General features: G+C 62.6%; 19 protein-coding genes. 8 read left to right on the forward strand and 11 right to left on the reverse strand.

The genetic code is table 11. The annotated features are described in order from the left end of the window. Window positions 1-85: 85 nt before the first annotated feature. On the forward strand, window positions 86-1,303 hold the full coding sequence (locus ACIPY3_RS00365; RefSeq protein WP_400328673.1) for an MFS transporter: 1,218 nt from the start codon (window positions 86-88) through the stop codon (window positions 1,301-1,303). A 290-nt stretch (window positions 1,304-1,593) separates the two neighbouring features. On the opposite strand, the gene ACIPY3_RS00370 is transcribed toward ACIPY3_RS00365, so the two are convergent. From ACIPY3_RS00370 to ACIPY3_RS00380, 3 genes are all read right to left on the reverse strand, one after another. Then, a complete protein-coding gene (locus ACIPY3_RS00370; RefSeq protein WP_400328676.1) occupies window positions 1,594-2,922 on the reverse strand; it encodes an acyltransferase in 1,329 nt (442 codons plus the stop codon). A gap of 106 nt (window positions 2,923-3,028) precedes the next feature. Next, entirely contained in the window at window positions 3,029-3,841 is an 813-nt protein-coding gene (locus tag ACIPY3_RS00375) for a VanW family protein (RefSeq protein WP_400328679.1), read from the reverse strand. 198 nt (window positions 3,842-4,039) lie between these two features. Then, window positions 4,040-5,053 (reverse strand): phosphatase PAP2 family protein, encoded by a 1,014-nt coding sequence (locus ACIPY3_RS00380; RefSeq protein WP_400328682.1) that lies wholly within the window; start codon window positions 5,051-5,053, stop codon window positions 4,040-4,042. Between the two features lie 54 nt (window positions 5,054-5,107). Between ACIPY3_RS00380 and ACIPY3_RS00385 the strand changes: the two genes are divergently transcribed. From ACIPY3_RS00385 to ACIPY3_RS00400, 4 genes are read left to right on the forward strand one after another with little or no spacing between them, the layout of a single operon-like run. Beyond that, window positions 5,108-6,526 (forward strand): extracellular solute-binding protein, encoded by a 1,419-nt coding sequence (locus ACIPY3_RS00385; protein WP_400328685.1) that lies wholly within the window; start codon window positions 5,108-5,110, stop codon window positions 6,524-6,526. After that, complete coding sequence (locus tag ACIPY3_RS00390) at window positions 6,523-7,473, forward strand: carbohydrate ABC transporter permease (RefSeq protein ID WP_400328688.1); 951 nt, start codon at window positions 6,523-6,525, stop codon at window positions 7,471-7,473. The genes ACIPY3_RS00385 and ACIPY3_RS00390 overlap by 4 nt, the downstream gene beginning before the upstream one ends. Before the next feature lie 8 nt (window positions 7,474-7,481). Further along, on the forward strand, window positions 7,482-8,354 hold the full coding sequence (locus ACIPY3_RS00395) for a carbohydrate ABC transporter permease (RefSeq protein ID WP_400328691.1): 873 nt from the start codon (window positions 7,482-7,484) through the stop codon (window positions 8,352-8,354). A gap of 30 nt (window positions 8,355-8,384) precedes the next feature. Further along, the gene (locus ACIPY3_RS00400; protein ID WP_400328694.1) at window positions 8,385-9,782 is read left to right on the forward strand and encodes a glycoside hydrolase family 32 protein; all 1,398 of its coding nucleotides are present in this window, start codon (window positions 8,385-8,387) and stop codon (window positions 9,780-9,782) included. A 75-nt stretch (window positions 9,783-9,857) separates the two neighbouring features. On the opposite strand, the gene ACIPY3_RS00405 is transcribed toward ACIPY3_RS00400, so the two are convergent. The 3 genes from ACIPY3_RS00405 to ACIPY3_RS00415 form a co-directional block, all read right to left on the reverse strand. After that, complete coding sequence (locus ACIPY3_RS00405) at window positions 9,858-10,907, reverse strand: LacI family DNA-binding transcriptional regulator (RefSeq protein WP_400328697.1); 1,050 nt, start codon at window positions 10,905-10,907, stop codon at window positions 9,858-9,860. A 70-nt stretch (window positions 10,908-10,977) separates the two neighbouring features. Continuing rightward, complete coding sequence (locus tag ACIPY3_RS00410; protein ID WP_400328700.1) at window positions 10,978-11,616, reverse strand: DUF2510 domain-containing protein; 639 nt, start codon at window positions 11,614-11,616, stop codon at window positions 10,978-10,980. Between the two features lie 12 nt (window positions 11,617-11,628). Then, on the reverse strand, window positions 11,629-12,249 hold the full coding sequence (locus ACIPY3_RS00415) for a DUF2510 domain-containing protein (protein WP_400328703.1): 621 nt from the start codon (window positions 12,247-12,249) through the stop codon (window positions 11,629-11,631). Between the two features lie 103 nt (window positions 12,250-12,352). On the opposite strand from ACIPY3_RS00415, the gene ACIPY3_RS00420 reads away from it, so the two are divergent. From ACIPY3_RS00420 to ACIPY3_RS00430, 3 genes are all read left to right on the forward strand, one after another. Continuing rightward, window positions 12,353-12,964 carry a hypothetical protein gene (locus ACIPY3_RS00420; protein ID WP_400328706.1) on the forward strand — a complete coding sequence of 204 codons (612 nt, stop codon included), beginning with the start codon at window positions 12,353-12,355 and terminating at the stop codon, window positions 12,962-12,964. A 60-nt stretch (window positions 12,965-13,024) separates the two neighbouring features. After that, complete coding sequence (locus ACIPY3_RS00425; protein WP_400328708.1) at window positions 13,025-14,011, forward strand: o-succinylbenzoate synthase; 987 nt, start codon at window positions 13,025-13,027, stop codon at window positions 14,009-14,011. 99 nt (window positions 14,012-14,110) lie between these two features. Further along, window positions 14,111-16,201 (forward strand): PhoX family protein, encoded by a 2,091-nt coding sequence (locus ACIPY3_RS00430; RefSeq protein WP_400328711.1) that lies wholly within the window; start codon window positions 14,111-14,113, stop codon window positions 16,199-16,201. Window positions 16,202-16,387: 186 nt separating this feature from the next. Here ACIPY3_RS00430 and ACIPY3_RS00435 read toward each other — a convergent pair whose 3' ends face one another. Genes ACIPY3_RS00435 through ACIPY3_RS00455 form a run of 5 tightly spaced genes read right to left on the reverse strand, consistent with a single transcriptional unit; the run spans window position 16,388 to window position 23,084 of the window. Then, window positions 16,388-18,022 carry a glucoamylase family protein gene (locus ACIPY3_RS00435; RefSeq protein WP_400328713.1) on the reverse strand — a complete coding sequence of 545 codons (1,635 nt, stop codon included), beginning with the start codon at window positions 18,020-18,022 and terminating at the stop codon, window positions 16,388-16,390. Window positions 18,023-18,034: 12 nt separating this feature from the next. Beyond that, complete coding sequence (locus ACIPY3_RS00440) at window positions 18,035-19,948, reverse strand: glycoside hydrolase family 3 protein (RefSeq protein WP_400328716.1); 1,914 nt, start codon at window positions 19,946-19,948, stop codon at window positions 18,035-18,037. 47 nt (window positions 19,949-19,995) lie between these two features. Next, window positions 19,996-20,850, reverse strand: a complete 855-nt coding sequence (locus tag ACIPY3_RS00445; protein ID WP_400328719.1) for a carbohydrate ABC transporter permease — start codon at window positions 20,848-20,850, stop codon at window positions 19,996-19,998. 12 nt (window positions 20,851-20,862) lie between these two features. Then, complete coding sequence (locus ACIPY3_RS00450) at window positions 20,863-21,807, reverse strand: carbohydrate ABC transporter permease (protein WP_400328722.1); 945 nt, start codon at window positions 21,805-21,807, stop codon at window positions 20,863-20,865. Window positions 21,808-21,809: 2 nt separating this feature from the next. Beyond that, on the reverse strand, window positions 21,810-23,084 hold the full coding sequence (locus ACIPY3_RS00455) for a sugar ABC transporter substrate-binding protein (protein ID WP_400328724.1): 1,275 nt from the start codon (window positions 23,082-23,084) through the stop codon (window positions 21,810-21,812). Window positions 23,085-23,201: the final 117 nt, after the last annotated feature.

Genomic DNA, 23,201 nt, shown 5'->3' on the forward strand with positions numbered 1-23,201 from the left:
TGCAACCCGGCTGTTGTTGCGGTCCGTTCTCCGGAACCGCAACAACAGCCGGGGAGACCGCTTAGGCGGTCCTAGGATGAAAGGGATGACAAGCACCCAAGCAGACCAAAACTTCAGCCTCCGCAGCATTGCCCTCCCGGCCTTCGGTCCGGCATTGCTGTTTTGTATCGGTGAAGGGGCGGTCCTGCCGGTCATAGCCCTCTCGGCGCGCGACCTCGGGGCGTCTGTGGCGGTTTCGGCGTTGATCGTCACGCTGATCGGTCTGGGATCGTGGCTCTTCAACATTCCCGCGTCGATCATCACCATTAAGTTTGGTGAGCGCTGGGCGATCGTCGGAGCTGGTGCGGCCGGTGCCCTGGCGCTCGGAGCCGCAGCGTTCGCACCGCAGTGGGAGCACGGCATTTGGCTGCTGGCTGCGGCGATGACAGTGGTTGGCATGAGCTCGAGCGTGTTCAACCTGGCACGGCAGAAGTACCTCACAGAGGCAGTACCAGTAATCTATAGAGCCCGGGCGCTTTCGACGCTCGGCGGTGTGACCAGAATCGGTATCTTCATTGGCCCATTCATTGGCGCTGGCGTCATGCAGTTCGCTGGGATCAGTGGTGCTTACTGGGTGGGTTTCGTGGGGATGATGGCGGCTGCTGCGCTGTCGCTCACCATTCCGGATCTGGTTGCGCCGGACACCTCCGACGGCGGTGCGGCACCTGCTGCTTCCACGCTGCGACAGGTAGCGGCCTCCCACGCGGGTGTGTTCTTGTCGGTTGGCTTCGGCATCCTTCTGCTGAGCGCGTTGCGGGCATCCCGCCAAGTGGTTATCCCGCTGTGGGCGGACCATCTGGGCATGGACGCGACCCACGCCTCGCTGATCTATGGCTTGTCCGGAGCGATAGACATGCTGGTGTTCTATCCGGCGGGCAAGCTGATGGATCGGAAAGGCCGGCAATGGGTGGCCGTTCCCTCCACGTTGATCATGGGCATTGCCTTGGTGCTGATTCCGTTCACCGGCGGCTTCATGTCATTGCTCCTGGCAGCGCTATTGATCGGCTTTGGTAATGGCATCAGCTCCGGCCTGATCATGACGTTGGGTGCGGATTTCTCGCCGGACAATGGCCGCAGCCACTTCCTGGGGATCTGGCGGTTCATTGCGGACTCCGGAGCGACCGGCGGCCCTGTCTTGTTGTCCGGTCTGACGGCTGCGATCTCGCTGGCCGCGGGCGTATGGGCGACCGGCGTGCTGGGCTTCGCAGCCGCGTTAGGGTTCGCCATTGCCATTCCGAGACTGAAGCATCGGCGGAACTACTAGTGTTGGCAGCCGGCCCGAAATACCGGGCCTGGCGTAACCAGGGACGAAGGGAGCATAAGCTCTGTCTATGGCTACTTACACACCTGTTCAACTTGCCCGCGAATTGGGCTATACGGAGGAGGACCGCCCCGGACTGGTTGTCAGAAACTACCTTCGTTTGAAGTATCCGAGTCATCCCAAATATCAGCGATGGGTGCTCGATGAAGCGCAGGCGGAAGATGTCCGACGGAACGTCCCTCGCAGGCACTAGTTTGCGCAGCATTTGATGGATTGGGTCCTTGGCCCTGACGTCATCGCCCTACTGGCGTCTTCCATTTGCGGTCGGCTGTGCGCCGCCCACTCACCAGCGCAACAGCCACGACCATCAACACCAACCCCCACGACGCATTCCAAACATCCAGGGCACTCCGCATCACGACGAACGGCGGAATGATCGCCAGCGCCGTGGCGAGGCCAATGCGCCACATGGCCGGACGGGAAGCCCCAGGTGCCAGTGCGGTGCTGGCGAGTTCAAGGCGGACGAGGGGTGCGGATACCAACAGCACCAGGGCCCAAGCTGCCACGTAGAAGGCTGGACGGCTCAGCCACCACTCGGTGCTCGCTGGTTCGGGGAAGGGAAGCCGCAGTACAAGGGCCAGCCCGAACATCGCGATGATCAGCGGCAAATGCCACAAGTAGATGGTCATGGCCCGGCTCCCCACAACAAACATGACCTTCTGGACCCAGCCCTGCTGAACCACGCGCTGCAGCCAAGGGTACGCAGCCTTCACCAGCAGAACGTGCGCCAAGCCAACCAGTATCAACGGGAACATCGGAGGATTCTGGTTCGTCAGCATGTCCACTGGGTACAGTCCGTGCTGCGTGAGTGCCACCAAGGCGAAGTAGCACGCAACTGCCGACGCAATCAGCTTCCACCGCGCAAACCGATCAAAGAAGCCGTCCGCATAGAAGAACCCCAACTGCTGCAGCAATCCCCACACGAACACCATGTTCAGCAGCCCGATCGGGTTCGAATCGAAGCCCCACGGGTTGCGTTCCAGCCCGAGTCGCAGGACATCGACGACGACGGCGCCCGTCACCAATGCGGCGACGGTTCGGTGCGGCGCAACCTTGTGGAATCGCGCCATCGTCGGGACCATCGCCTGGCAGATCAGATACGCGGCAAGGAACCAGAGCTGTACTCCAGCACCCGCGGCGATAACTTTCAGCAAGTCGCCCGGGACGCCCGCCGCCGTCGCAATCCAGAGCGCCAAGGCGAGGAAGGCGTACAGGGCGACCGTTGGCCGGACCAAACGAAGCACCCGGGTGCGGAGATAGTCGCCCGCGTCCCCGCCCTTCCGCTGCAGGCTACGCCACGACGTGAGGGATGCGAAGCCGCCAACGACGAAGAACAGGGGCATGACCTGTCCAAACCAGGTTCCTTGCGCAAACCAACTCAACGACGTCAGGGGATTCTCCACGCCGATGCCGGCGGGGCCTACGCTGATGCCCATCATGAGCAGGTGAACGGCAACCACGGCAAACATGCAGGCGACGCGGATGAAGTCCACCACGAGGTCCCGTGAAACGGGGACCGCTGCCAAGCGGGTTGCGCCACGGCCGGTCTGGGCTGAAGGCATGGGTCTCTCCTGACCATTAATACAACGAATGGATTAATAGTAGTTGAAGAGGAGACTGCCCGCTATGGGGAGTTGTAACGATTGATTCGGGGGCTCGGGGTGCCTGTCAGGCTGTGGCCGCGACGAGGACGTCGTCGCTTTCCGGTGTCGGGGCCGCTGTGAGGATGGGGGCGTTGATGAGCGAGCGCTCGTAGGCCACCAAGGCGTTGTTCTCGATGATCTGTTCCTTGGAGGTCACAAGTCCCGTCCGCTTGTCGCGGGTCAGGCGAACCACTTTGTTGTGCCGGTAGACCTTGCCGTTCGCTTCGTGGAAGTACGCGTCTTCTTCGCGGATGTGGAATTTTTTGTCGGGGATACGTTCTGCCCGGAGTTCACCACGCAGGTGTTCGTCAGTGGTGCTGACGAGGAATTGGTAGGCCTGGTCGGTGTCGTTGCGGACCCTGTAGTCCAGGTAGTTGTAGATGATCGATGTGCCTGAACCGAAGGGGATCTGGCGGTTGAAGTCCGGGAAGAGGTCCAGGTCGCCATGATGGTGGTGTTCCACCACGGTAAGTTCGCTGTGCAGGACCATCCAATGAAGAAGGTTCGTGAACTGGCACAGTCCGCCGCCGATGCCCGAGTCGGGCCGTCCGTGGTTTATGACCAGGCCTTCGCGGTAGCCCTTGGCTTCCGTGCAACTGCCCACCAGCTTCCAGAAAGAGAAAGTCTCGCCGGGCCGGATGACCACAGAGTTGACCAGCGGTGCTGCGATTCCCAGGCTGACGGCCTTGTTCTCCTGAAGGTGCAGGTCGACGTTTCCGAGCTTGCGCCGGATCAGCGAGTTGTGGCGGTAGACGAGCTCGGGAAGGACTTGATGAGGTTGCCGTTTGGCGAAGGCTGTGGGGGAGAAGAAGTCCCTGGCTTTTCGTGTGACGATCATTCGCTGAACCGAGAGACGGTAGGTCAACGGCGAGATTTCGCAGAACAATTTTCGTGGCAATGTTTCCCCAATAACGAGCCCACCAAAGGGCAGCCTGACGCCCGGAAAGTTCGGTGTCGGGACAAATCTTTACAGACGTTGGAGAAAAGCGGAAATCCGCGCGCCCGCACCCGCAAGCCGGCCACCCGGCGTCGTGCGTTAACGCTTCCTGGCCGCCAGTCCGAAGAGCCACATCCCGCCCAAGGCGGAGAGGTATCCGGCGATCACTATGAAGGCGGTTCCGGCCCAGAAGTAGTCGGTAGTGCTGTCCGCGCTGAGGCCCGGCATCACCTGGAGCAGGGAGTAGGCAGCCACGGCGCCGGCCGCCAGCAAGGCAGCGAGTGTGAGGAAGGCCCATAGCCTGGACGAGGCCCAGTGCTCGCCGTAGCCGCGCCACACGTTCCAGCTGTTGCCGGAGCGCAGAATCAGCCATCCGGCAGGGAGCATCACGATGCCGACGACGAGGAAGGCGGCCACCACGTCGGCAGGTCGGTGCCATTGGTTGATGAGCGTGGACACACCTGTGGCGACGGCGAAGGTACTCCCCAGGAACCCTGCGAGGGGCCGCCAGCGCGGCGAAACCATCAGGAACACTGCGGCCGCCGCGGACGCTGCCAGGGTGGTGTGGCCGGACGGGAGCGAGTTCATCTCCAGCGTCTGGACGCCGCGGTCCGGACGGTCCGGGATGAGGAGTTTGAGGACTTGCGTGGCGATGTTGGCGGCGACGCAAGCGACGACGGCGATGCCCGCGGCTGTCCAGCGTCGGCGCGCAATGGTCACGAACAGCACCACGAGCGTGGCGATGATCAAGGAGGTGACGGGCAGGACGTCCAGGAATCCCGTGGAGGCTTTGCCTGCCGTGCCGCTGAGTTCGGTGGCTTCAACAAGGGCTGACTCGTCAATGAACTGGCCGGCGGTGGTGCGGACGAAGAAATAGTACGTCGCAGCCAGGCCAACCATGCAGGCGAGGGTGATGAGGCAAAACAAAAAGCCCGTGCCGGCGCCTGCTGGGCGCTCCTGACGTGGCCGTTTGCTCGACCTCCCGCTGACGCGGAATTGCTGGGAACTCATTCTCTCTACCCTGCCACAATTCGCTGGATGCCTCATGTGAGTCCGCTGTGCCCGCGAGTCCCGAAAGTGAGATCCACGCAACATTCCTGTGACGCTTGACACGTGTTAGGCGACAGGTCTAGTGTTCCTAACACGTGTTAGGGAAGGAAATCTACAATGCCGGGAACCAACGGGGCTTTGCGTCAATTCACACGCAGAACCGCCCTTACAGCCCTCGGTGCTGGGATCGTCGGAGTAACGGCGGCGTCGTGGCCGCGACTGACCGGAACAGACATTCCAGGCCGGGGAGACAACAGCCTCAGCATCGCCATCATGGGCACCGCCGCAGACGCCGCAGCCCGCCAAAAGGTAGTGGACGCCTTTGCCAAGGTCCACCCCGAAATCAAAGTGAAGGTCCAGGCCATCCAGGCCGTGGACTGGAAGGACTTCTTCACCAAGATCCTCACCATGGTGGCAGCAGGCACGCCGCCGGACGTGGTCTACGTGGCCACCGAGGGCGCCCAGCTCTTCGCCGAGAAACTTGCCCATCCGTTGGACGAGTACCTTCGCCGGGACGCGGAGGACATGAAGGAGTACTTCCAGGACGTCCATCCGAGCCTGGTGGAAGCGTTCATGTACAAAGGCAGCCTGTTCCAGCTCCCCATCGACTGGAACGCCGCCAACATGTATTACAATGCCACGTCTCTGCGGCAGGCAGGCCTGGAGCGGCCAGCCGACAACTGGACGCACACGGACTTCCGCGCCACTCTGGCCGCGATGAAGAAGGCCAACCCCAAGGACTTCACGCCCTACTACTGGACCAACCGCCTCTTCGGTGGAGTTGTGCCGTGGCTCTACGCGAATGACACCAGCTTCCTCAAGGAAACCAAGTCCGGCGGCGGCGAATGGCTGTGGGACGGCTTCTACGCCAACCACCCCTCCCGCAGCCTCCGCTCCGGTGGGTACCAGTGGCTGGAACCCAACGCGGACGATCCCCGCGTCTTCGAATCCTTCGACTACCTCCGCGGACTGGTCAAGGACGGGCTGGGCGTACGCCCCGAGGAAGGCGGCGGCAGTTCGCTGATCGGCCTCTTCGCCTCCAACCGGATAGGTACGACGCCGGCCGGCGGCTATTGGGTGCAGGGCCTCCATGAGGCGGGGATGACTGAGGATGCGTTCGACGTGCAGTTCTTCCCCAAGTGGCGGACCCAGCGTCACCAGTTCGGCACCGCCGGGTACGCGATCATGAAGACCGCCAAGGACAAGGACGCCGCCTGGGAATGGGTGAAGTTCAGCTCCAGCCTCGAGGCCATGCAGATCGTTTTCCCCACGCCGAACACCACACCCGCGCGGCGTTCCATGGTGAACGACCAGCTCTACGCGGGGACCGGCCCACGCCATTGGAAGGTCTTCTACGACACCCTGGACAGGTTCCCCACCACAGGGCCCATCCCGGCGCCTCCCCAGCAGGCCGCCGTCGAAACCGCGCTCATGAAGAACGTGTCCCTTGCCGTCAGCGGCGACGAACGCCAACTCAAAGATGCGCTCAACTCCATGCAGCGTGACCTCGAACTGGCCCTGAGGAGGCAGCCATGAGTACCGTCACCCGTACCCCGGCGGGCACCGGCCGTGCTCCGTCCCACAAGGGTGGTCCGGCGTCCAGGCGCGGCCGCGTCCAACAGCGTTGGCTTCCGTGGGCGTTCCTGGCCCCCACCATCGTGGGCATGGGCATCTTCACCCTGTTGCCAATCGTTGCGTCCGTGGCCCTTGCGTTCTTCCGCTGGGACATCATCTCGGCGCCGACGTTCGTGGGTTTCGATAACTTTGCCGAAGTGGTCCAGGATCCCACGGTCCGGGTGTCGTTCCTGAACACCATCGTCTTCGTCATTGTGGCTGTGGCACTCCAGCTCGGCCTGGCACTGGGCCTGGCCATCATGGTCCAGGAGAAGCTCCCCGCCTGGCTCAGGGTGTTCTTCCGGTCCGCCTTCTTCTTTCCGCTGATCCTGTCCGCTGCCTCGGTATCCATCTTCATGCGCTACCTCTTCAACGAGCAGTTCGGCGTGGTGAATTGGCTGCTGTCCCTGGTCGGCATCCCAGCGGTACCGTGGCTGACCACGCCAACCGGGTCTGCCGCCGTCGTGATTCTTGTGTATGTGTGGCAGAACTTCGGGTTCTCGTTCCTGCTGTTCATTGGTGGCCTGGCCTCCATTCCAGTGGAAACCTACGAGGCCGCGTCGATCGACGGTGCCACCGGATGGCGCAAGCATTGGTACGTCACGCTGCCGCTCCTGAGCCCCACCACGCTGGTGGCCTCCGTCATGGCCATCATCAACGCACTCCAAGTGTTCGACCAGCCCTACGTGCTCACCCGCGGCGGCCCGGGCGACTCCACCAGAACCGCCGTCATGGTGATCTTCGAGTCAGCCTTCCAACGCCTCGAATTCGGGCAGGCCTCCGCGATCGGCGTGATCCTGACGCTCATCATCATGGCCATCACGGCCCTGCAGTTCCGGCTCAGCAAACGATTCGTCTTCTACCAGTAAGGCCCGCCATGACCACCATTTCTGACCGTGTGAAAACCACGGCACCCGTAGTAACGCGGAAGAAGCGCGACTGGTCAGTGGCCGCCCGGGTTGTGGCCCTGCTGATCGCCGCCGTCTTTGTCCTGGGGCCGGTTCTCTGGACGTTGTCCACCTCGCTGCGACCGCCATCGGAATCGTTCAAACTGCCGCCGTCGTTCCTGCCGCTGAACCCGGACTTCACCTCCTACGGCCAAGTGTTCAAGCAACTCAACATCATTGGACTGGTGGTGAACAGTGCCCTGGTGACCGGCCTGATCGCCGTGGGCCAGATGATCACCGCAGCTTTGGCCGGTTACGCCTTTGCGCACCTGAAGTTCCGCGGCCGTGGAGCGCTCTTCTCGATCGTGCTGGCCACCATGATGGTGCCGGCCCAGGTGACGATCGTTCCCGTGTTCATGCTCATCCGCGGCGTTGGACTCTCCGACACGCTGCTCGCGTTGATCCTCCCGGCCATCCCGACGGCGTTCGGCACCTTCCTGATGCGGCAGTACTTCATGGGGCTCCCGGGTGAGCTCGCTGAAGCGGCCGCGATCGACGGCGCCTCGCCCTGGCGGACCTTCCGTTCCGTGTATGCGCCGCTGGCCATGCCCGGCCTGGCAATCGTGGGCATCCTGGCGTTCAACTTCCACTGGAACGAGTTCTTCAGGCCACTCATCATGACCATCTCGGAGCAGAACTTCACCCTGCCCCTGGGCCTGGTCTCCCTCCAAGGCAACCTCGGCACCGGAAGCATCTCCGTGGTCCTGGCCGGCGTTGTCCTCTCCATGATTCCCGCGCTGGTGGTGTTCATGTTCGGGCAGCGTGCCCTGCAGGACGGGCTCACCGCCGGTACGGGCAAGTAGTTTCCCTTCTCTCTTCGAAAGGCATTTCCAATGACGGACCTTGCAGTTGTTTCTTCCCTGGCCCAGGCCGCTACGCACCCGGATCCCGCGTTCCCGCGCTTCCACCCGCGGCCTGCCCAAGGCTGGATCAACGATCCCAACGGCATCAGCTACATCAATGGCCGGTACCACGTGTTCTTCCAGTACAACCCGTCCTCTGCGCGGCACACCCAGATCCACTGGGGCCACGTGAGCACTGCTGACCTGGTGAACTGGGAAGAACATCCCGTTGCCCTGGCGCCGCAGGCAGGCGGGCCCGACTCTGCCGGCTGCTGGACGGGTGTGGTGACCCTTGATGGTGACGTTCCGACGGCGGCCTACTCCGGTGTTCAGGACCACGGCGGGCATTCCCAGGTTGTTATTGCCCGGGGCTCCTCGGACCTGGTGACCTGGACGCAGGACGGGCACGTTGCCGCGTCGATGCCTGCTGATTCCTCCGTGACCGCCGTGCGCGATCCTTTCATCTTCACGTTCAACGGATCCCGCTACGCCATCCAAGGTGCCGGACTCGCTGATGGACGGGCTGCGCTGCTGCTGTACACCGTGGACTCGCTGGATGATTGGAAGTACCAGGGCATTTGGCTGACGTCGGCCGACCCCGTCGCCGCCGTGCACACGCCCGCCGAGATCTGGGAGTGCCCGCAACTGGTGGAGGTGCCGTCATCCTCGGATTCGTCTTCGGGTTCGTCCTCGGGTTCGTCCTGGGTGATGATGTTCTCGCTCTGGCTCTCCGGCGACGACCACGAGCACGCCAATGGCGTCGGACACCTGATCGGTTCACTTACCTCGGATCCCGAGACCGGGCTGCCTGTGTTTACCGCCGTTTCGGGTGGGAAATCGGATCTGGGCCGAGACTTCTACGCACCCCAAATCGTCCAGCTTTCGTCTGACCCTGAGCCGGCGGCTTTGCTGTGGGGTTGGGCCTACGAAGGTCCCGGCCGTGACGGTCGGCGGGGCCGCACCCAGGATGAAATCGACGACGCCGGGTGGTCGGGTGTGCTGACACATCCTCGCCTTTTGTCCGTGGTTGACGGGGCGTTGGTTGTTGCCCCTGCGCCGGAGGTATCCGCGTACCGTGGGTCGTTGGTGGCATCGGAGGCCTCGGGCTCCGTTGCCGTTCCTGCTTTCGCGGAGGTGCTGGTTGCCGGCACTGCCGGGACAGTTGAGCTGGTCCTTGGCTCCGGTGCTGCAGGGCAGGTGGTTTATATGGGAGAGCTCGCCGCAGGGGAGGAGCTCCGGATCTTCGTCGATGCCTCGCTCGTGGAGGTTTACTTGTCCAATTCAGTGGCCACCACGCTGCGGGCCTACCCTGCTCCCGGTGAATCCTGGACGCTCAACGTTCCCGCCGGCGCGACGGCCGATGTCTGGGAGCTGTCCCTCCCGCGCTGATTGCCTCCCGTTGTGGGGCCTGCTCTATTTGCTTCGCCAAGGTTTGGTGCGTAGAGCGGGCCCCGCAAAGTGGGTTTAGCGGGGTGCTGGGCCTGTCGACTCGCGCAACACCAGGCGGCAGGGGACCATCGTCTCCAAGGTGGGCGCCGCCGTCGTACTTTCGCTTCCCTCGATGGCACCCAACAGGGCCGACATGGCCGCCCGGCCAATCTCGCGCAAGGGGAGCGCCATGGTGGTGAGGGCCGGGACCATGGTGCTGGCAATGCGGTGCTCGTCGTCGTAGCCCATGACTGAGAGGTCACGCGGAATGCTCAAACCCAGGCGGGCGGCGGCGAGGGCTACGCCGACGGCCAAACGGTCGTTGGCGCACATGATGGCCGTGGGACGTTCCGCGGGGGCAACGCCGTCGAGGAGGCGCATGGCCCAGTTGAAGCCGTCGTTGATGTCCCAGCCCGCATGGGTGATGAGAGCCTCCCTGACGCCGAGGCTGGCTCCGACGAATGCGTCGCGGTAGCCCTGGACACGCAGGGGAGCCGCCGGGTCCACTTCCGCGCCGGCCAGCAAGGCAATGTCCCGGTGGCCGAACTCCAGCAAATGTTCGGTGGCTTCGCGTCCGCCGGTGACCTCGTCCGGGATGACGTGGTGGATCTGCGGCTCCGTACGGCTGTCGTAGCAATTGGCCAGCACAGACGGCACACGCTGCATGCCTGGAGGGACATCGAGCGGTTTGAGGCCTACCGTGACGTACATGAGTCCGTCCACTTGGCGGTCCAGCAGCGTCTCGATGGCGCTCGCATCCCGGGCGGCATCGCGTTCGGTATCCATCACCACCGTGACGAAGCCATGGCTGCGGGCAACATCGTCCGCGCCGCCGATGATGTTGCCGTCAAAGGGGCTGACCACCACTTCGTCGGACACGATCCCGATGACGCGGGAGCGCTGGTTCCGGAGGCTGAGTGCGATGGCGTTGGGGGAGTAGTTCAGCTCCTGCGCTGCCAACCGGATGCGGTCCTGGCTCTCCTTGGCCACGTTGCCGTCACCGCGCCCGTTGAGGACCAACGAAACGGCGCTTCGGGAAACCCCTGCCCGTTTTGCGACGTCGAGTGCGGTGGCCTTGCGGTTCATGGTGGTCCTTTCATGCGGCTAGGCAGCAGTCTACCTAACGCGTGTGAGGACTGGATCCGGGACGTGGCGCCTACGAACCGTAGCCAACACCGGACACGATGCTTTGCATCAACAGGATGCCTTTGACGTAACCGACCACGATGTAGAGGATCCATCCCGCGGCGAGCATACCCAGCGGCCACCAGCCACGGCCCTTGGCCACCTTGTTCACGATGATCGCGCGGCCGATCACGTACACCACGCCTCCCATGTAGATGAACGCCCATGCCCAGTGGAAGGGCCGGACGACTCCAGCGCGCAGCAAGCGCCGGTAATCGAAGAAGGCCAGCACAACCGAGGCGACGTAGACCAACACCAAGGAGCCCGCGGTGAGGAAGTAGCCCACGGTGAAAATCGAAGCGGGATCGGGAGCGACGCCACCACGGCTGGTGGCGTAGAAACGCAGGTCCGGGTTCCACGTCAACAAGGCGATGGCAGGAAGCAACGGCAACACAGCCATGAGCCAGATGAAGACGTTGTACACGGGGGTGTCCGGACCGATGAGCGGACGTTGGGCCAGCAACTGTGAGGCTGGCGGGCCCACGTGCGCCGTCCACGCGGAACCGTCCCACCACCTGTTGTAGCGCGCATCCGCAGGGTCGGCATACCAGCCGGGTGCCGCCGTCGTGCTTGGTTGCGGCAGTTGGCCCGGCGCCCTGGCGTCAGTCATTGGTGGCCGCCGTTAGGCGTTGATTGAGTAGCCGATTTGCGAATAGATCTGGTTGAAGAAGTTCGCCATCCAGATGCCAAACACGATGAACGACACCACGATGGTCCCGATCATGACCCAGATGGGGGCCAGGCCGCGGTCCAGGGCGACCTTGCGGACAATGACGGTCCGGCCAATGACGTAGACCAAAGGGCTGAGGAAGCACCAGGCCCAGTGGAAGGGACGGATCACCCCTGATTTGGTGAGCCGTTGATAGTCGAGGAAGGCGCAAAGGATGGTCACAGCCCAGATGACGAAACTTGAGATCTGGAGGAGGAAATAGCCGGGGGAGTAGATGGACGTGGGGTCGAGCGTCGTTGCGCCCGAGCGGGTGGTGATGAAGCGGAACTCCGGCTGCCACGTCAGGAGGAGAAGGATGGAAACCAAGGGAATGAGCACGATCGCCCAGATGAACGGGTTGTAGACCGGCGTCTGGTTGCTGATCAGTACGCGTTGAAGCGGCATGAACTGAGGGTGCGCGGGGGCCAGATGCGGCGTCCACTGCACGCCGTCCCACCAACGCATCTGCTGCGGATTGGAAGGGTCCGGATACCAGCCCGGAGGCGTCGTTGAACCGCTGTAGCCCTGAGTCATGAGTCCCCCTGAATGAGTGTCGAATCAGAGGATATCGCGGTTGTGGCCTCTCTCTTAGCAAGCGGTCCTCCCCATCGCGGTGAAGTCGGTGTATGCATGGAACATGACCTTCTTCGAGGACCTTCCTGTACCGCCAGAACGTCCACGACATACGCAGCCCATACCGCCTGCCTGGGTAGGGCCGCCAACGGATGAATTGCCCGGAGTGGTGCCGGTCAGCGGGTTCGTGCACAGCAGCAACCGCATGGCGTTGGCGCTGAAATCCGTTGACGTCTACTCCACCGGTTGTGTTTTGGACCTGGTTTGGACAGTCCGGCGCGGAGACCAGACAGCAGGGGAATGGCGCGAAGCAATGGACAAAGCACTCACACCCCGCGGTCCTTTCCAACAAGGGCTGGACGGATTGTTGGTGGGCGTGGGATATCCGAACGGCCGGAAGGTTTTCGCTGGACTGGTGGAGCCCAGCCTGGGAGGCGGAATGGACGCCGATGTCACGGGGCCGGTCCTCACGCCGCTGGGAGGTGGCGGGTCCGGCGGCAACGACGAATTCCTGCAGGGCACTTCACGGTACTGGTTGTGGCCGCTGCCGCTGGACGTGGGAACCGTCCTTGTGGCCAAGTGGGATGGCCTGGGGATGCCCGAGAGCTCCGTGCCGTTGCCCGTCGAGTTGTTCTCCGACGCAGCCCGCGCAGCCAGAAAGTTCTGGGTGGACTAGATTTCCACATAGCGCGCTTGGGCCCATCCGCGCCCGAAATGCCGCCGGTACAGTGGCACTATGCTCCCTTCCCTTGAAGAACTACAGGACTCCGCCTACGTCGTTTCCTTGCCCATGCGGGTCAAATTCCGCGGCATCCTGCAGCGCGAAACGCTCCTGCTGAAAGGACCACGTGGTTGGGGCGAGTTTTGTCCGTTTCCGGAGTACGACGACGACGAATCCTCCCGTTGGTTGGCCGCCACTTTGGAAGCGGGCTGGCAAGGGTTCCCGGTTCCGCTCAGGGACACCATTCCCGTGAACGCCACCGTCCCCGCCGTCGCTGCGGATCGGGTGCCCGATGTGCTCGCGAGGTTCGGACGCGTTGATGCGGTCAAGATCAAGGTCGCTGAGCGGGGCCAGGAATTGATCGACGACGTAGCTCGGGTGGTTGCCGTTCGGGAAGCCTTGCCGGACGCCGCCATCCGGGTGGACGCCAACGGAGGTTGGGACGTGGAGCAGGCCGTCGACGCATTGAGCAAGCTCTCTGCGGTGGGACTTGAGTACGCCGAGCAACCCGTGCCCACCATTGAGGGACTGGCGGAAGTGAGGCGGCGGCTTTCGGTTGCTGGAACACCCGTGCTTATCGCGGCGGACGAGAGCGTCCGTAAAGAAGACGATCCTCTTCGCGTGGCCCGCGCCGGCGCAGCTGACCTCCTGGTGGTGAAAGTCGCGCCGCTTGGGGGAGTGGCGCGTGCCCTGGACATCGTGGCCCAAGCCGGCCTTCCCGCCGTCGTCAGTTCAGCCCTGGACACGTCCGTGGGAATCCGCGCCGGATTGGCGCTCGCCGCCTCGCTGCCGTCACTGCCGTACGCGTGTGGCCTCGGAACTGTTTCGCTTTTCGCTGCGGACATCACGCGTGACCCGTTGGTAGCGGACGACGGCGCCATCCGGCTTCGCGGGGCAGCAGCCGATCCGGAGCTTCTTGAGCGGTATGCGGCACCCGCTGACCGGCGCGACTGGTGGTTGGAGCGGCTGGCCCGGGTTCACGCTGTCCTGGCCTCTGCCTGACGCGGTTTGTTCACCGTTCCGTAACCAGAGCGTCCTCTCGGCTTCGGATTACGCTGAAAGGCTCGGCGGGAACCTCGTAAACATTCTGGAAGGTCCCCCATGTCTGAAACCACCGGACGCACGTTCCCGCTGCTCCCCATGCTTGGCCACACCAAGGGCAAGCGCAGCGCGGTGACCTGTGCGCTCAAGTGCGACAATGCCTGCGCAGGCGATGTATGCAACACCAGCTCCAACGGCTACTTCCGCGATATCGCCTCCACGGCCATGTCCCGCCGCGCCGCCCTGGGCTTGGGCGCCGCAGGTGCGCTCGCCGTCGTTCTCGGTGGCGCTGTCACCGGCGCCGACTCTGCTGTTGCCGACTCCGGCAATGGCCTGTCCGATGCAGCCAAGAAGGGCTTCGACAAGTCCAAGCTGAAGTTCACCGCCATCAAGCCCGTTGACTCCGCTGTTGACGCGTTCACGGTTCCCGAGGGCTTCGACTGGAACCCGATCATCCGCTGGGGCGACCCGCTGTTCAAGGACTCGCCGGCGTTCGACCTGAACAACCAGAGCGCCGCAGCCCAGGCCCGCCAGTTCGGTTACAACAACGACTACACGGACATCCTGCCGATCCCCAACTCCAAGGATCGCCGTGCGCTGCTCTTCACCAACCACGAGTACACCAACGAAAACATCATGCTGCCGGTGGGCTTCGATGCCGCCGAGGCCCGCGCCATCGGTCGTGCAGCCCACGGTCTGGCTGTTGTGGAACTTGAGCGTAAGAACAAGAACAAGCCGTGGAGCTACGTCCAGGGCGCTGCCCTCAACCGCCGCTTCCTGACGGACACTGTCTACGAGCTGACCGGCCCCGCCGCCGGCACCAACCTGGTGAAGACCATCGACGACCCCGCCGGCCGTTGGATCAAGGGAACCCTGGGCAGCTGCTCCGGCGGTACCACCCCGTGGGGCACCATCCTCTCCGGCGAAGAGAACTTCAACGGCTACTTTGCCGCGCCGGGCACCAGCGACGGCGACAAGCGATACGGCCTGTCCGCTAAGGCAACCACCCGTCAATGGGAACTCGACGAGCCCCGCTTCGATACCCGCAACTCCGGTTACGCCAACGAGTCCAACCGATTCGGCTGGATTGTGGAGGTAGACCCCTTCGACCCCACGTCCACCCCGAAGAAGCACTCCGCCATGGGCCGCTTCAAGCACGAGGGCGCCAACGTGATCGTCGCTGCCAACGGCCGCGTTGTGGCCTACATGGGCGACGACGAGCGCTTCGACTACCTCTACAAGTTCGTCTCCAAGGGCAAGTACCAGGCTGGCGACTCTGCCGCTGCGCGCAGGAACAACATGAACCTTCTTTCCGAAGGCGACCTGTACGTTGCACGCTTCACCGGCGATTCCCCGGCCGCCGAGATCGATGGCAGCGGCAAGCTCCCCGCTGACGTCGCCTTCGACGGTTCCGGCGAATGGTTGCCGCTGGTGGTCAACGGCCAGTCCGCGGTCCCGGGCATGTCCGTAGCCGAGGTCCTTGTCTACACCCGCCTGGCAGCGGACAAGGTTGGCCCCACCAAGATGGACCGCTGCGAAGACGTCCAGCCGAACCTGCTCACCGGCAAGGTCTACGTGGCCTGCACCAACAACTCCGATCGTGGCAAGGCCGGCAAGGAAGGCGCCACGGAGGTCAACCCCCGCACCCTGAACCGCGACGGCCACATCGTGGAGATCACCGAGGCGCCAGGCCAGACCGGGACCAAGTTCAACTGGACCCTCCTGCTGGTGGCCGGCGATCCCGCCAAGAACACCTCCACCTACTTCTCCGGTTTCCCGGCGGACAAGGTCTCCCCGATCTCCTGCCCTGACAACGTGGCTTTCGACTCCGTGGGCAACCTCTGGATCTCCACCGACGGTGCCCCGTCCACCATCGGCTACAACGACGGTCTCTTCAAGGTCACCTTGGAAGGCCCGGAGCGTGGCAAGGTGGAGCAGTTCCTTGCCGTCCCGCGTGACGCCGAGACCTGTGGCCCGATCATCCACGACGAGGAGCGCACGGTCTTCGTCGCCGTCCAGCACCCGGGTGAAGAGGGTACGTTCGAGGCCCCGCACTCGTACTTCCCGGACTACGTCGGCGCGGGATCACGCCCGGCTGCCGGCTCCGTGCGTGCGCCCCGCCCGGCGATCGTCCAGGTGTTCCGCAAGTAGGCCTGTTCCGCGTAGACACTCCTCCAGCCCCCGGGGTGGAGGAGCGTTTCCGTTTAAGGGGTGTTTGGTGAGAGAGCGTCGGTGGTATCCGACGCTCTCTCACCGAATGGCCGTTTTCGGTGATCGCTCTCTCACCGTTCGGCCGCTTTCGGTCGACTGGTGAGCGTCCGTCGCCGGAAGCAGGAATCAACCAACCAAGCCGGCGCCGAACTCCTCAACAGCAATGAGCGGTTTGATGACTTTTTCAACTTCGCCGCGCACGAAGTTCCGACGGATCACATTGTCGCCAAAAACGTTCCCCAAGGCCCCGAGCACCATGGCCTGGTCGAGGGAAAGGTATCGCCGGGCGACCGTGCCGGATTTGACGGCAACCGCGTCAAAGAATCCGCCTTGGCCGTATGCTCCCAGGTCCTTTTCCATCCGCATCAGGTTGTCGTACGCCTCCCGTGGCTCGTACTCCATAGCCAGGAACGAGGCATGCGGTGTTACCACCCCATCGCCCCACGTAGGAGTGGGATTGGCTGACGGCCGACACTCGCCAAAGCCATTGTCCACGCTGGTCCGCTCAACATCGGACGGGTAACCTTCGCTGCTCATCCCCAGCGCATCCACGCCCCATTCCGAGTAGCCACCGTTTGGGTGGCTCGCCGGTGAGAAGCCCCAGTACCCGTACTTGGCGTCCTCCAAACCGAACTCGCGCTGTGCCCGGACAGTGAGCGGATGGTTGATGCCCCACGCCTTCGGGGCCCAACTGGCTTCGGGAACGAACAGGTCTGGCATCAGCGATTCAAACATGTCCCCGCCCCAACTGGGAACAATGCGCATGCCGCGGTACGTGTAAGCGCCCTCAAATACGTCGATGCCCAGATACGTGCGGTGCTCTCCAATGGGTTGTTGCTCCTGCCAGGACCAATCACAGGTGTCCGGAAATACCCGCATGGTGGCGAAGTAGTGGGCCGGCGGGATCTGGCCCAGTGCGATGCCAATGTACGTGGCGATGCGGGGTTCGGAGTTGGTGACGTCGTAGTGGTTGGGCGTGTAATAGACATCGGGGCCGTTGGCAAGGTAGTTGCCCTGAACAGTGTTCACTGTAGGTTTGGCGTCATAGAACCCGCCGCGCAACAGGCCCGCGGCAACGCCGGGCCTCGCGTCTTTGTTGTAGAAGATGCCGAAGTTCATCCGGTGGAGGATGCTTTCAGCCAAATGGGCAATCTTCGGTTCGGAGTTGCGGACCACCATGAGCGCAGCCGCGAACCACCCGTTGTCCACGCTGGAGAGGAACGGCTGGACCACGTTGCCGTTCTCTGGCCACACGGTGATGACGCCGCCAGTGGCTTCGTCGTACCAGTTGTAAAGCATGCCGCTGGGCTCGTGGTGTTTCAGTCTGGACAACGTCGTCAGGGTCTGCGTCAGCCGGTCCCTGCACTCGTTGGCGCTAATGAGGCGAAGCTCCCGTGCCACCACTGTGCTCCACATGTAGCCCCCAATATTGGTCGGGGATGTGAAGCCGCTGCGCCGTGGACTGGAGATTGAGTCGCCGATGTAATCCGCAGGTAGCCCGGTCCTCGGATCAGTCATGGCCACCAAGGAATTCCAGGTGTCCTGGGCCCACCGCTTGATGACTTTGTGATCGATGCCGTCCTTGTTGGTTGCCGCCGCCAGCCCGAAAGCGTTCGACGCCGGAACTGCGGCTGCGGTGGCAACGCCGGGCTGCGCCGTGGCGGCCGTGAGGCCTGTGGCGGCAACGGCCGCAACGCCTGCAAGGAGCTGGCGGCGGGTGGCGACGGACATTCCGGAGGTTCGTGCGAGGTGTTGGTTCATGAGATCAGTCCCTTACTCGGTTGTGGAGGACGTTTCGGTAGATGGCGCAGAATTTTGCGGGAGCAAGCGAAGGCCGTGTCCAAAGGGGTACAGCGGGTCCGCGGTGTCACCCGGGACGTCCGATCGAGATGCCCGGACAGCTTCCATTGACCTTGGAATGTCAAAAGGCAGCTTTCCTTCTGGCAGGATTCGTCCGAACAACGCATCCAGGAGAGCTGTGTCCGAGACTCCGAACGTGCCAACCAATGCCGCAGCGAACTCCTCCAGCGGAGTCAGAACTGCGGGACGATCCAGGCGGACATCGATGATCAAAGGCACGCGTTCTGCCAACGCCTTCAGGCGTGAAACCAGCCCAGGTGGAAAGTCCAGGCTTCCGGCGTGAAAGTGTTTCTCGAGGAACAAATCGTCCCGATGGTCCCAGGGTGCGTGCAGCCGAATGACTGCAATGTCCGCATCGTCCGGGTTCTCGGCGTGTGTTCCAAATTCGGCGAGGCCCGCGGGGTCCAAACCTTCCACGTAGAAGGAAGGTGACCCCGCCAGCGGAAGGGTGGTACCGGCGTCGTTTGTGCTGTTTGCCAGCACCGTGACGGACCGGGCCTGTGCGCTGTGGCCCTCGCGCCGAAACTCTGCGTTCCCTACGATTTCTGCTGCCGCATCCTCGTCCACGAAGGGGTTGTCGAAGAGGCCCAATTGGAACTTGACCAACAGAAGGCGGCGTACGGATTCGTCGATGCGTTCCACCCGGACCAAGCCCTCCCGCACCAGGGCTATGAGCAGGTCCGTGCACTCTTCGCCGCCAAACTGGTCCACCCCGGCGTTAAGGATTTTGAGCATCCGCTCCGGCGCCGTGAGCTGCTCGACACCCCAAGCCCGCGCCGGCAACACTTGGTCTCCTACCAGGTTGTCGTTGACCAATTCCCAATCGCTGAGCACAACGCCGTCGTACCCCAGCTTTTCCCTCAGCAGGCCAGCGATGATCTGTTTGTTGTAGCCGAAGCCCACTTCTTCCACGGGTTCGCCGTCGAGTTCGAGGCCCATGGGCATTCCGTAGTAGGGCATGATGGCGCTGGTTTTCTCGGCGATGGCCGTCCGAAAGGGAGCCAAGTGTTCGTCGAACCTGCCACCCGGATAAACTTGTTCCCGCCCGTAGGGGAAATGTGCATCTTCGCCATCGCGCTGTGGGCCGCCTCCGGGGAAGTGCTTGGTGGTGCAGGCGACGCTGCCGGGCCCAAGATTCTCTCCTTGGAAACCCTTCAGGTACTCCACCACGTAGTCGGCGCTGACCTGGGAGTCCTGGCCGAAGGTTCCCGCCTGTCGGCACCATCGCGGCTCTGTTGCCAGGTCAACTGTGGGGTGGAGAGCTGCCCTTATACCCACGGCCGTATATTCCTGGCGTGCGATCTCCGCGAACCGGCGAATCAGTTCGGCGTTGCCGATGGCTGCGAGCCCCAGGGTTTCGGGCCATTGCGAAAAGTGGGCGGCCGTGAAGGAGACGCCCGAGTTCTCCATGAATGCGTGCCGTGGGTCCGTGGAGATGGTCACAGGGATCCCGTGAGGCGTCTGCTGTGCGAGTTCCTGAAGTGCGTTGCTCCAGCGGGCAGCCTCACGGGCGGTCCCCAAGCCGTGGATATTGAAATGGTTCATGAACTTGCCAAGAACCACGGTGCTGGTGGGCGATTTGCTGATGTTCCCGGGTGCCTCCAACAGCGAACCGTCGGGACCGGTTTCGATCACCGTGTGGAACATTAGGCCGACCTTCTCCTCGAGGCTGAGGCGGGAGGCCAGGTCTGCTGCGCGTTCCTCCGCGGTGAGGGCAGGATCCTCATAGGGATCCATGAACCCGTTGCCGTTGAGGTCCCGGTATGGCGTGCCGTGGTCCGATAGGGAGGTTGCCCGGCCCGGGCTGGTGTGGATTTGCGATGTCATGGGTACTTTCGGTCTAGTGCGTTCGGGGCGCGTTTGGCGCGCAGAGGCTATTTGATGCCGGTGGCAGCAACCCCCTGGATGAAAAAGCGCTGCAGGGCAACAAACAAGAGGAGGATGGGCGTGATCACCAGGACCGATCCAGCCAGGAGCAGTCCGTAGTCTGTGGCGTTCTGGCCGGTGGAGTATAGGGAGAGCGCTACCGGCAACGTGTACATTTCCTCGCTCTGGGCCACCACCAGCGGCCACAGGAAGTTGTTCCACGACCCAAGGAAGGTCAGGATTCCCAGCGTCGCCAGAGGTGGTCCACACAACGGCAAAACGATCCGCAGGAAGGTGCGCAATTCCCCGGCGCCATCAATTCTGGCGGCCTCGATGAGCGAGTCCGGGATACCCATGATGAATTGGCGCATGAGGAAAACGCCCATGGGCGCAGCGAGAAACGGCAGGATCAAAGCCGGGTAGGTGCTGACCAAACCGAGTTTGCTGACCATCACAAACAGGGGGACAAAGGTCACCACGCCCGGGACCATCAGCACGACCATGACCAGAAGGAACAGGAATCGCTTACCAGGGAAGTCCATCTTTGCCAGGGCATATCCAACCATCGAGCAGAACAAGAGATTGCCCAGAACTGTGAACACGGCAACCACCACGCTGTTAAGGAAGAACGTGCCGATGTGAAGATCGTTGAACCACCTCAGGAAGTTCTCTAGCGTGGGTTGTTCCGGCCACCAAGTGATGGGACGCCGAAGGAGCTCCCCTTGGGTCTTGAAGGCGCCCAGGAACATCCACACAAACGGCAGAAGGGTGGCGGCAACCGCCACAATGAGGACGGCGTACGTCAACGGCCGCGCAGGGCCTATTCGCTGCTTGGCCTTCCGTATCATTTGATCAGTCGTCATTGAAGTTCGGCCTCAGTCCTTTGATCGCAGGGCTCGAAATTGGATCAGGCTCAGGAGCGCGATGGCCACGAACAGCACATAGCTGGCGGCCGAAGCGAGCCCGTATTTGCCGAATCCGAACTGGTTGAACGTGAAGTAGCTGACCGACAACGTGGAGTCCAACGGACCGCCCTTGGTCATCACAAACGGCTCTTCGAAGAACTGGAGGAAGCCGACGGACAGAAGGACTGTGCCGAGAAGCAAGGTGGGGTGCAGCATGGGCAAAGTGATGCGCATGAATCGCTGCCAGGTATTGGCACCATCAACGGCTGCCGCTTCCAGAACATCGGCTGGAACATTCTGGAGACCCGCCAGAAAGATGACCATGAGGGTTCCCAGATTCCTCCACACCGCGAGCATGATCAGCGCAGGCATGGACCACGCGGTGCTGTTGAGCCAGTCAGGACCGGCAATGCCCACCCAGCCGAGGATGACATTCAACAGGCCGTCGGGCTGCAGGATGAAACGCCAGACGACGGCGACGGCCACAATGCTGGTAACTACCGGCGTATAGAACCCGACGCGGAAAGCGGTGCGGAAACGGGTTATGCCGTTGTTGAGGGCAACTGCCAATGCCAAGGCCAGAACGATTGTCAAAGGTATGCCCGCCACCACGAAGTACGCCGTGTTGAGGACGGAATGCAGGAATTGGGGATTTCTGAAGAGGGCGGCGTACTGGTCCAGTCCAACGAAGCCCACAGCAAAGGGGTTATCTATGTCGCGGCTGGTGAAGTCCGTGAAGGACATCAAGAACGACGACACCAGCGGGACCAGCATGAAGACAGAGAAGACCAGGATGAACGGCAACGCGAAAAGCCAAGCCACCAGGGCGTTTCGGCGGCGTGGGCGTCCTCCCGGGGCAGGGGGCCTGCCAGCCACCTCGCTGCCGGCAGGCCTGACGCTAGTGGTGGTCGCCACCGTTACTTCCCGGTGCCAATCGACTCCGCTGTCTTTTGCAGGGACTTCAGGGCCTCTTCAGGATCTTTGCCAGCCTTGACAATCTGCTCAATCTCGGTGTCGGCAGCTGCAGCAACTTGGGTCCAGGTGGTGACAGACGGCGGATTGTTGGTGTTCTTCAACTGCTCGCCAAACACGGAGAGCTTGCTGTCGCCGGAAAGGGAAGGATCTTTCCAGGCGCTCTGCTGGGAAGGGAGGTCTCCTGTGGCCTGGTACCACTTCAGCTGGATCTCGGGCTTGGACAGCCACTGCAGGAGCTTCCAGGACGCGTCCCGGTTCTTGGATTTCTTGAACACCACCATGTTGGATCCGCCGACGAATGACGTGGAGCTCTTGGCTTTGGGCATGGGGGCAACCTTGTACTTTTCCGCGAAGCCTTCCCCGCCGGCTTTGTTCAGGAGTCCAACATGCCATGGCCCGCTGATCATCATTGGTGCGGTGCCGTCCACGAAGGAGGCTTCTGCCGTCGTTCCTGTGGAAGCCGCCTTTGACGCAATCCCGTCCGTGAAGAAGCTCGAGTAGAACTTCAGTGCTTCGGCGGCCTCGGGAGAATCAAGAGTCCACTTGGTGCCGTCGTCGTTCATGAGTTTTGCGCCGTTGGACCACTGGAACGGGAGGGTGTCCTGAAAAGAGCCGGCCACACCGGTGGGCAACTGAATTCCGAATTTGGCGCCCGCCTTGTCCTGGAGTGCTTTGGCCAAGGCCTTGAAGTCGTCCCAGGTTTCCGGTGCTTCGGTGATTCCGGCCTTCTCTGCGAGGTCGCTGCGGTAGTAGACCACGCGGGTGTCCACATACCACGGCACGCCGTAAGCGGTGCCTTCAACCTCCGTTGATTTGACGGAGCCGGGGAAGAACGTGCTGTCATCGATCTCCGGGGGAGTGGCATCGAAGGCGTCACTGAAGTCACCCATCCACGTAGTGCCCATCTGGGCAACGTCAGGGGTCGTTCCGCCTGCTATGGCGGTTTGGTACTTGCTGAGCGCCGCGTCCCAGGGAATTGCCGTAACGTCCACCTTGACGCCGGGGTTTTCGGACTCAAACTCCTTCAGGAGGGCGGGCAGCGCCTCGCCTTCGCTGCCTTGGGCCCACAGGGTGATGGTGCCGGTTGCCGGTCCTGAAGCAATGGAAGCGGCGGAAGCTCCACCGGCTGGAGCAGCTGTATCCCTGCCACAGGCTGTGAGCAGCAGCGCGGCAGCGAGGCCTATCGCTGCTGCTTTCGTGGCGTTCGGATGGATCATCGTTGTTCCTTTCGTGGGTCCCGCTCTTCTCAGGTACTTGGGGAGAGCGCCGATGGAGAGGGCCGAATTGCTGCGCTCATCGAATCTAAGCGCTTTGATATGCCGACGAGACCCAAT

Source organism: Paenarthrobacter sp. NPDC089714 (assembly GCF_044748905.1).
Lineage (GTDB): Bacteria > Actinomycetota > Actinomycetes > Actinomycetales > Micrococcaceae > Arthrobacter.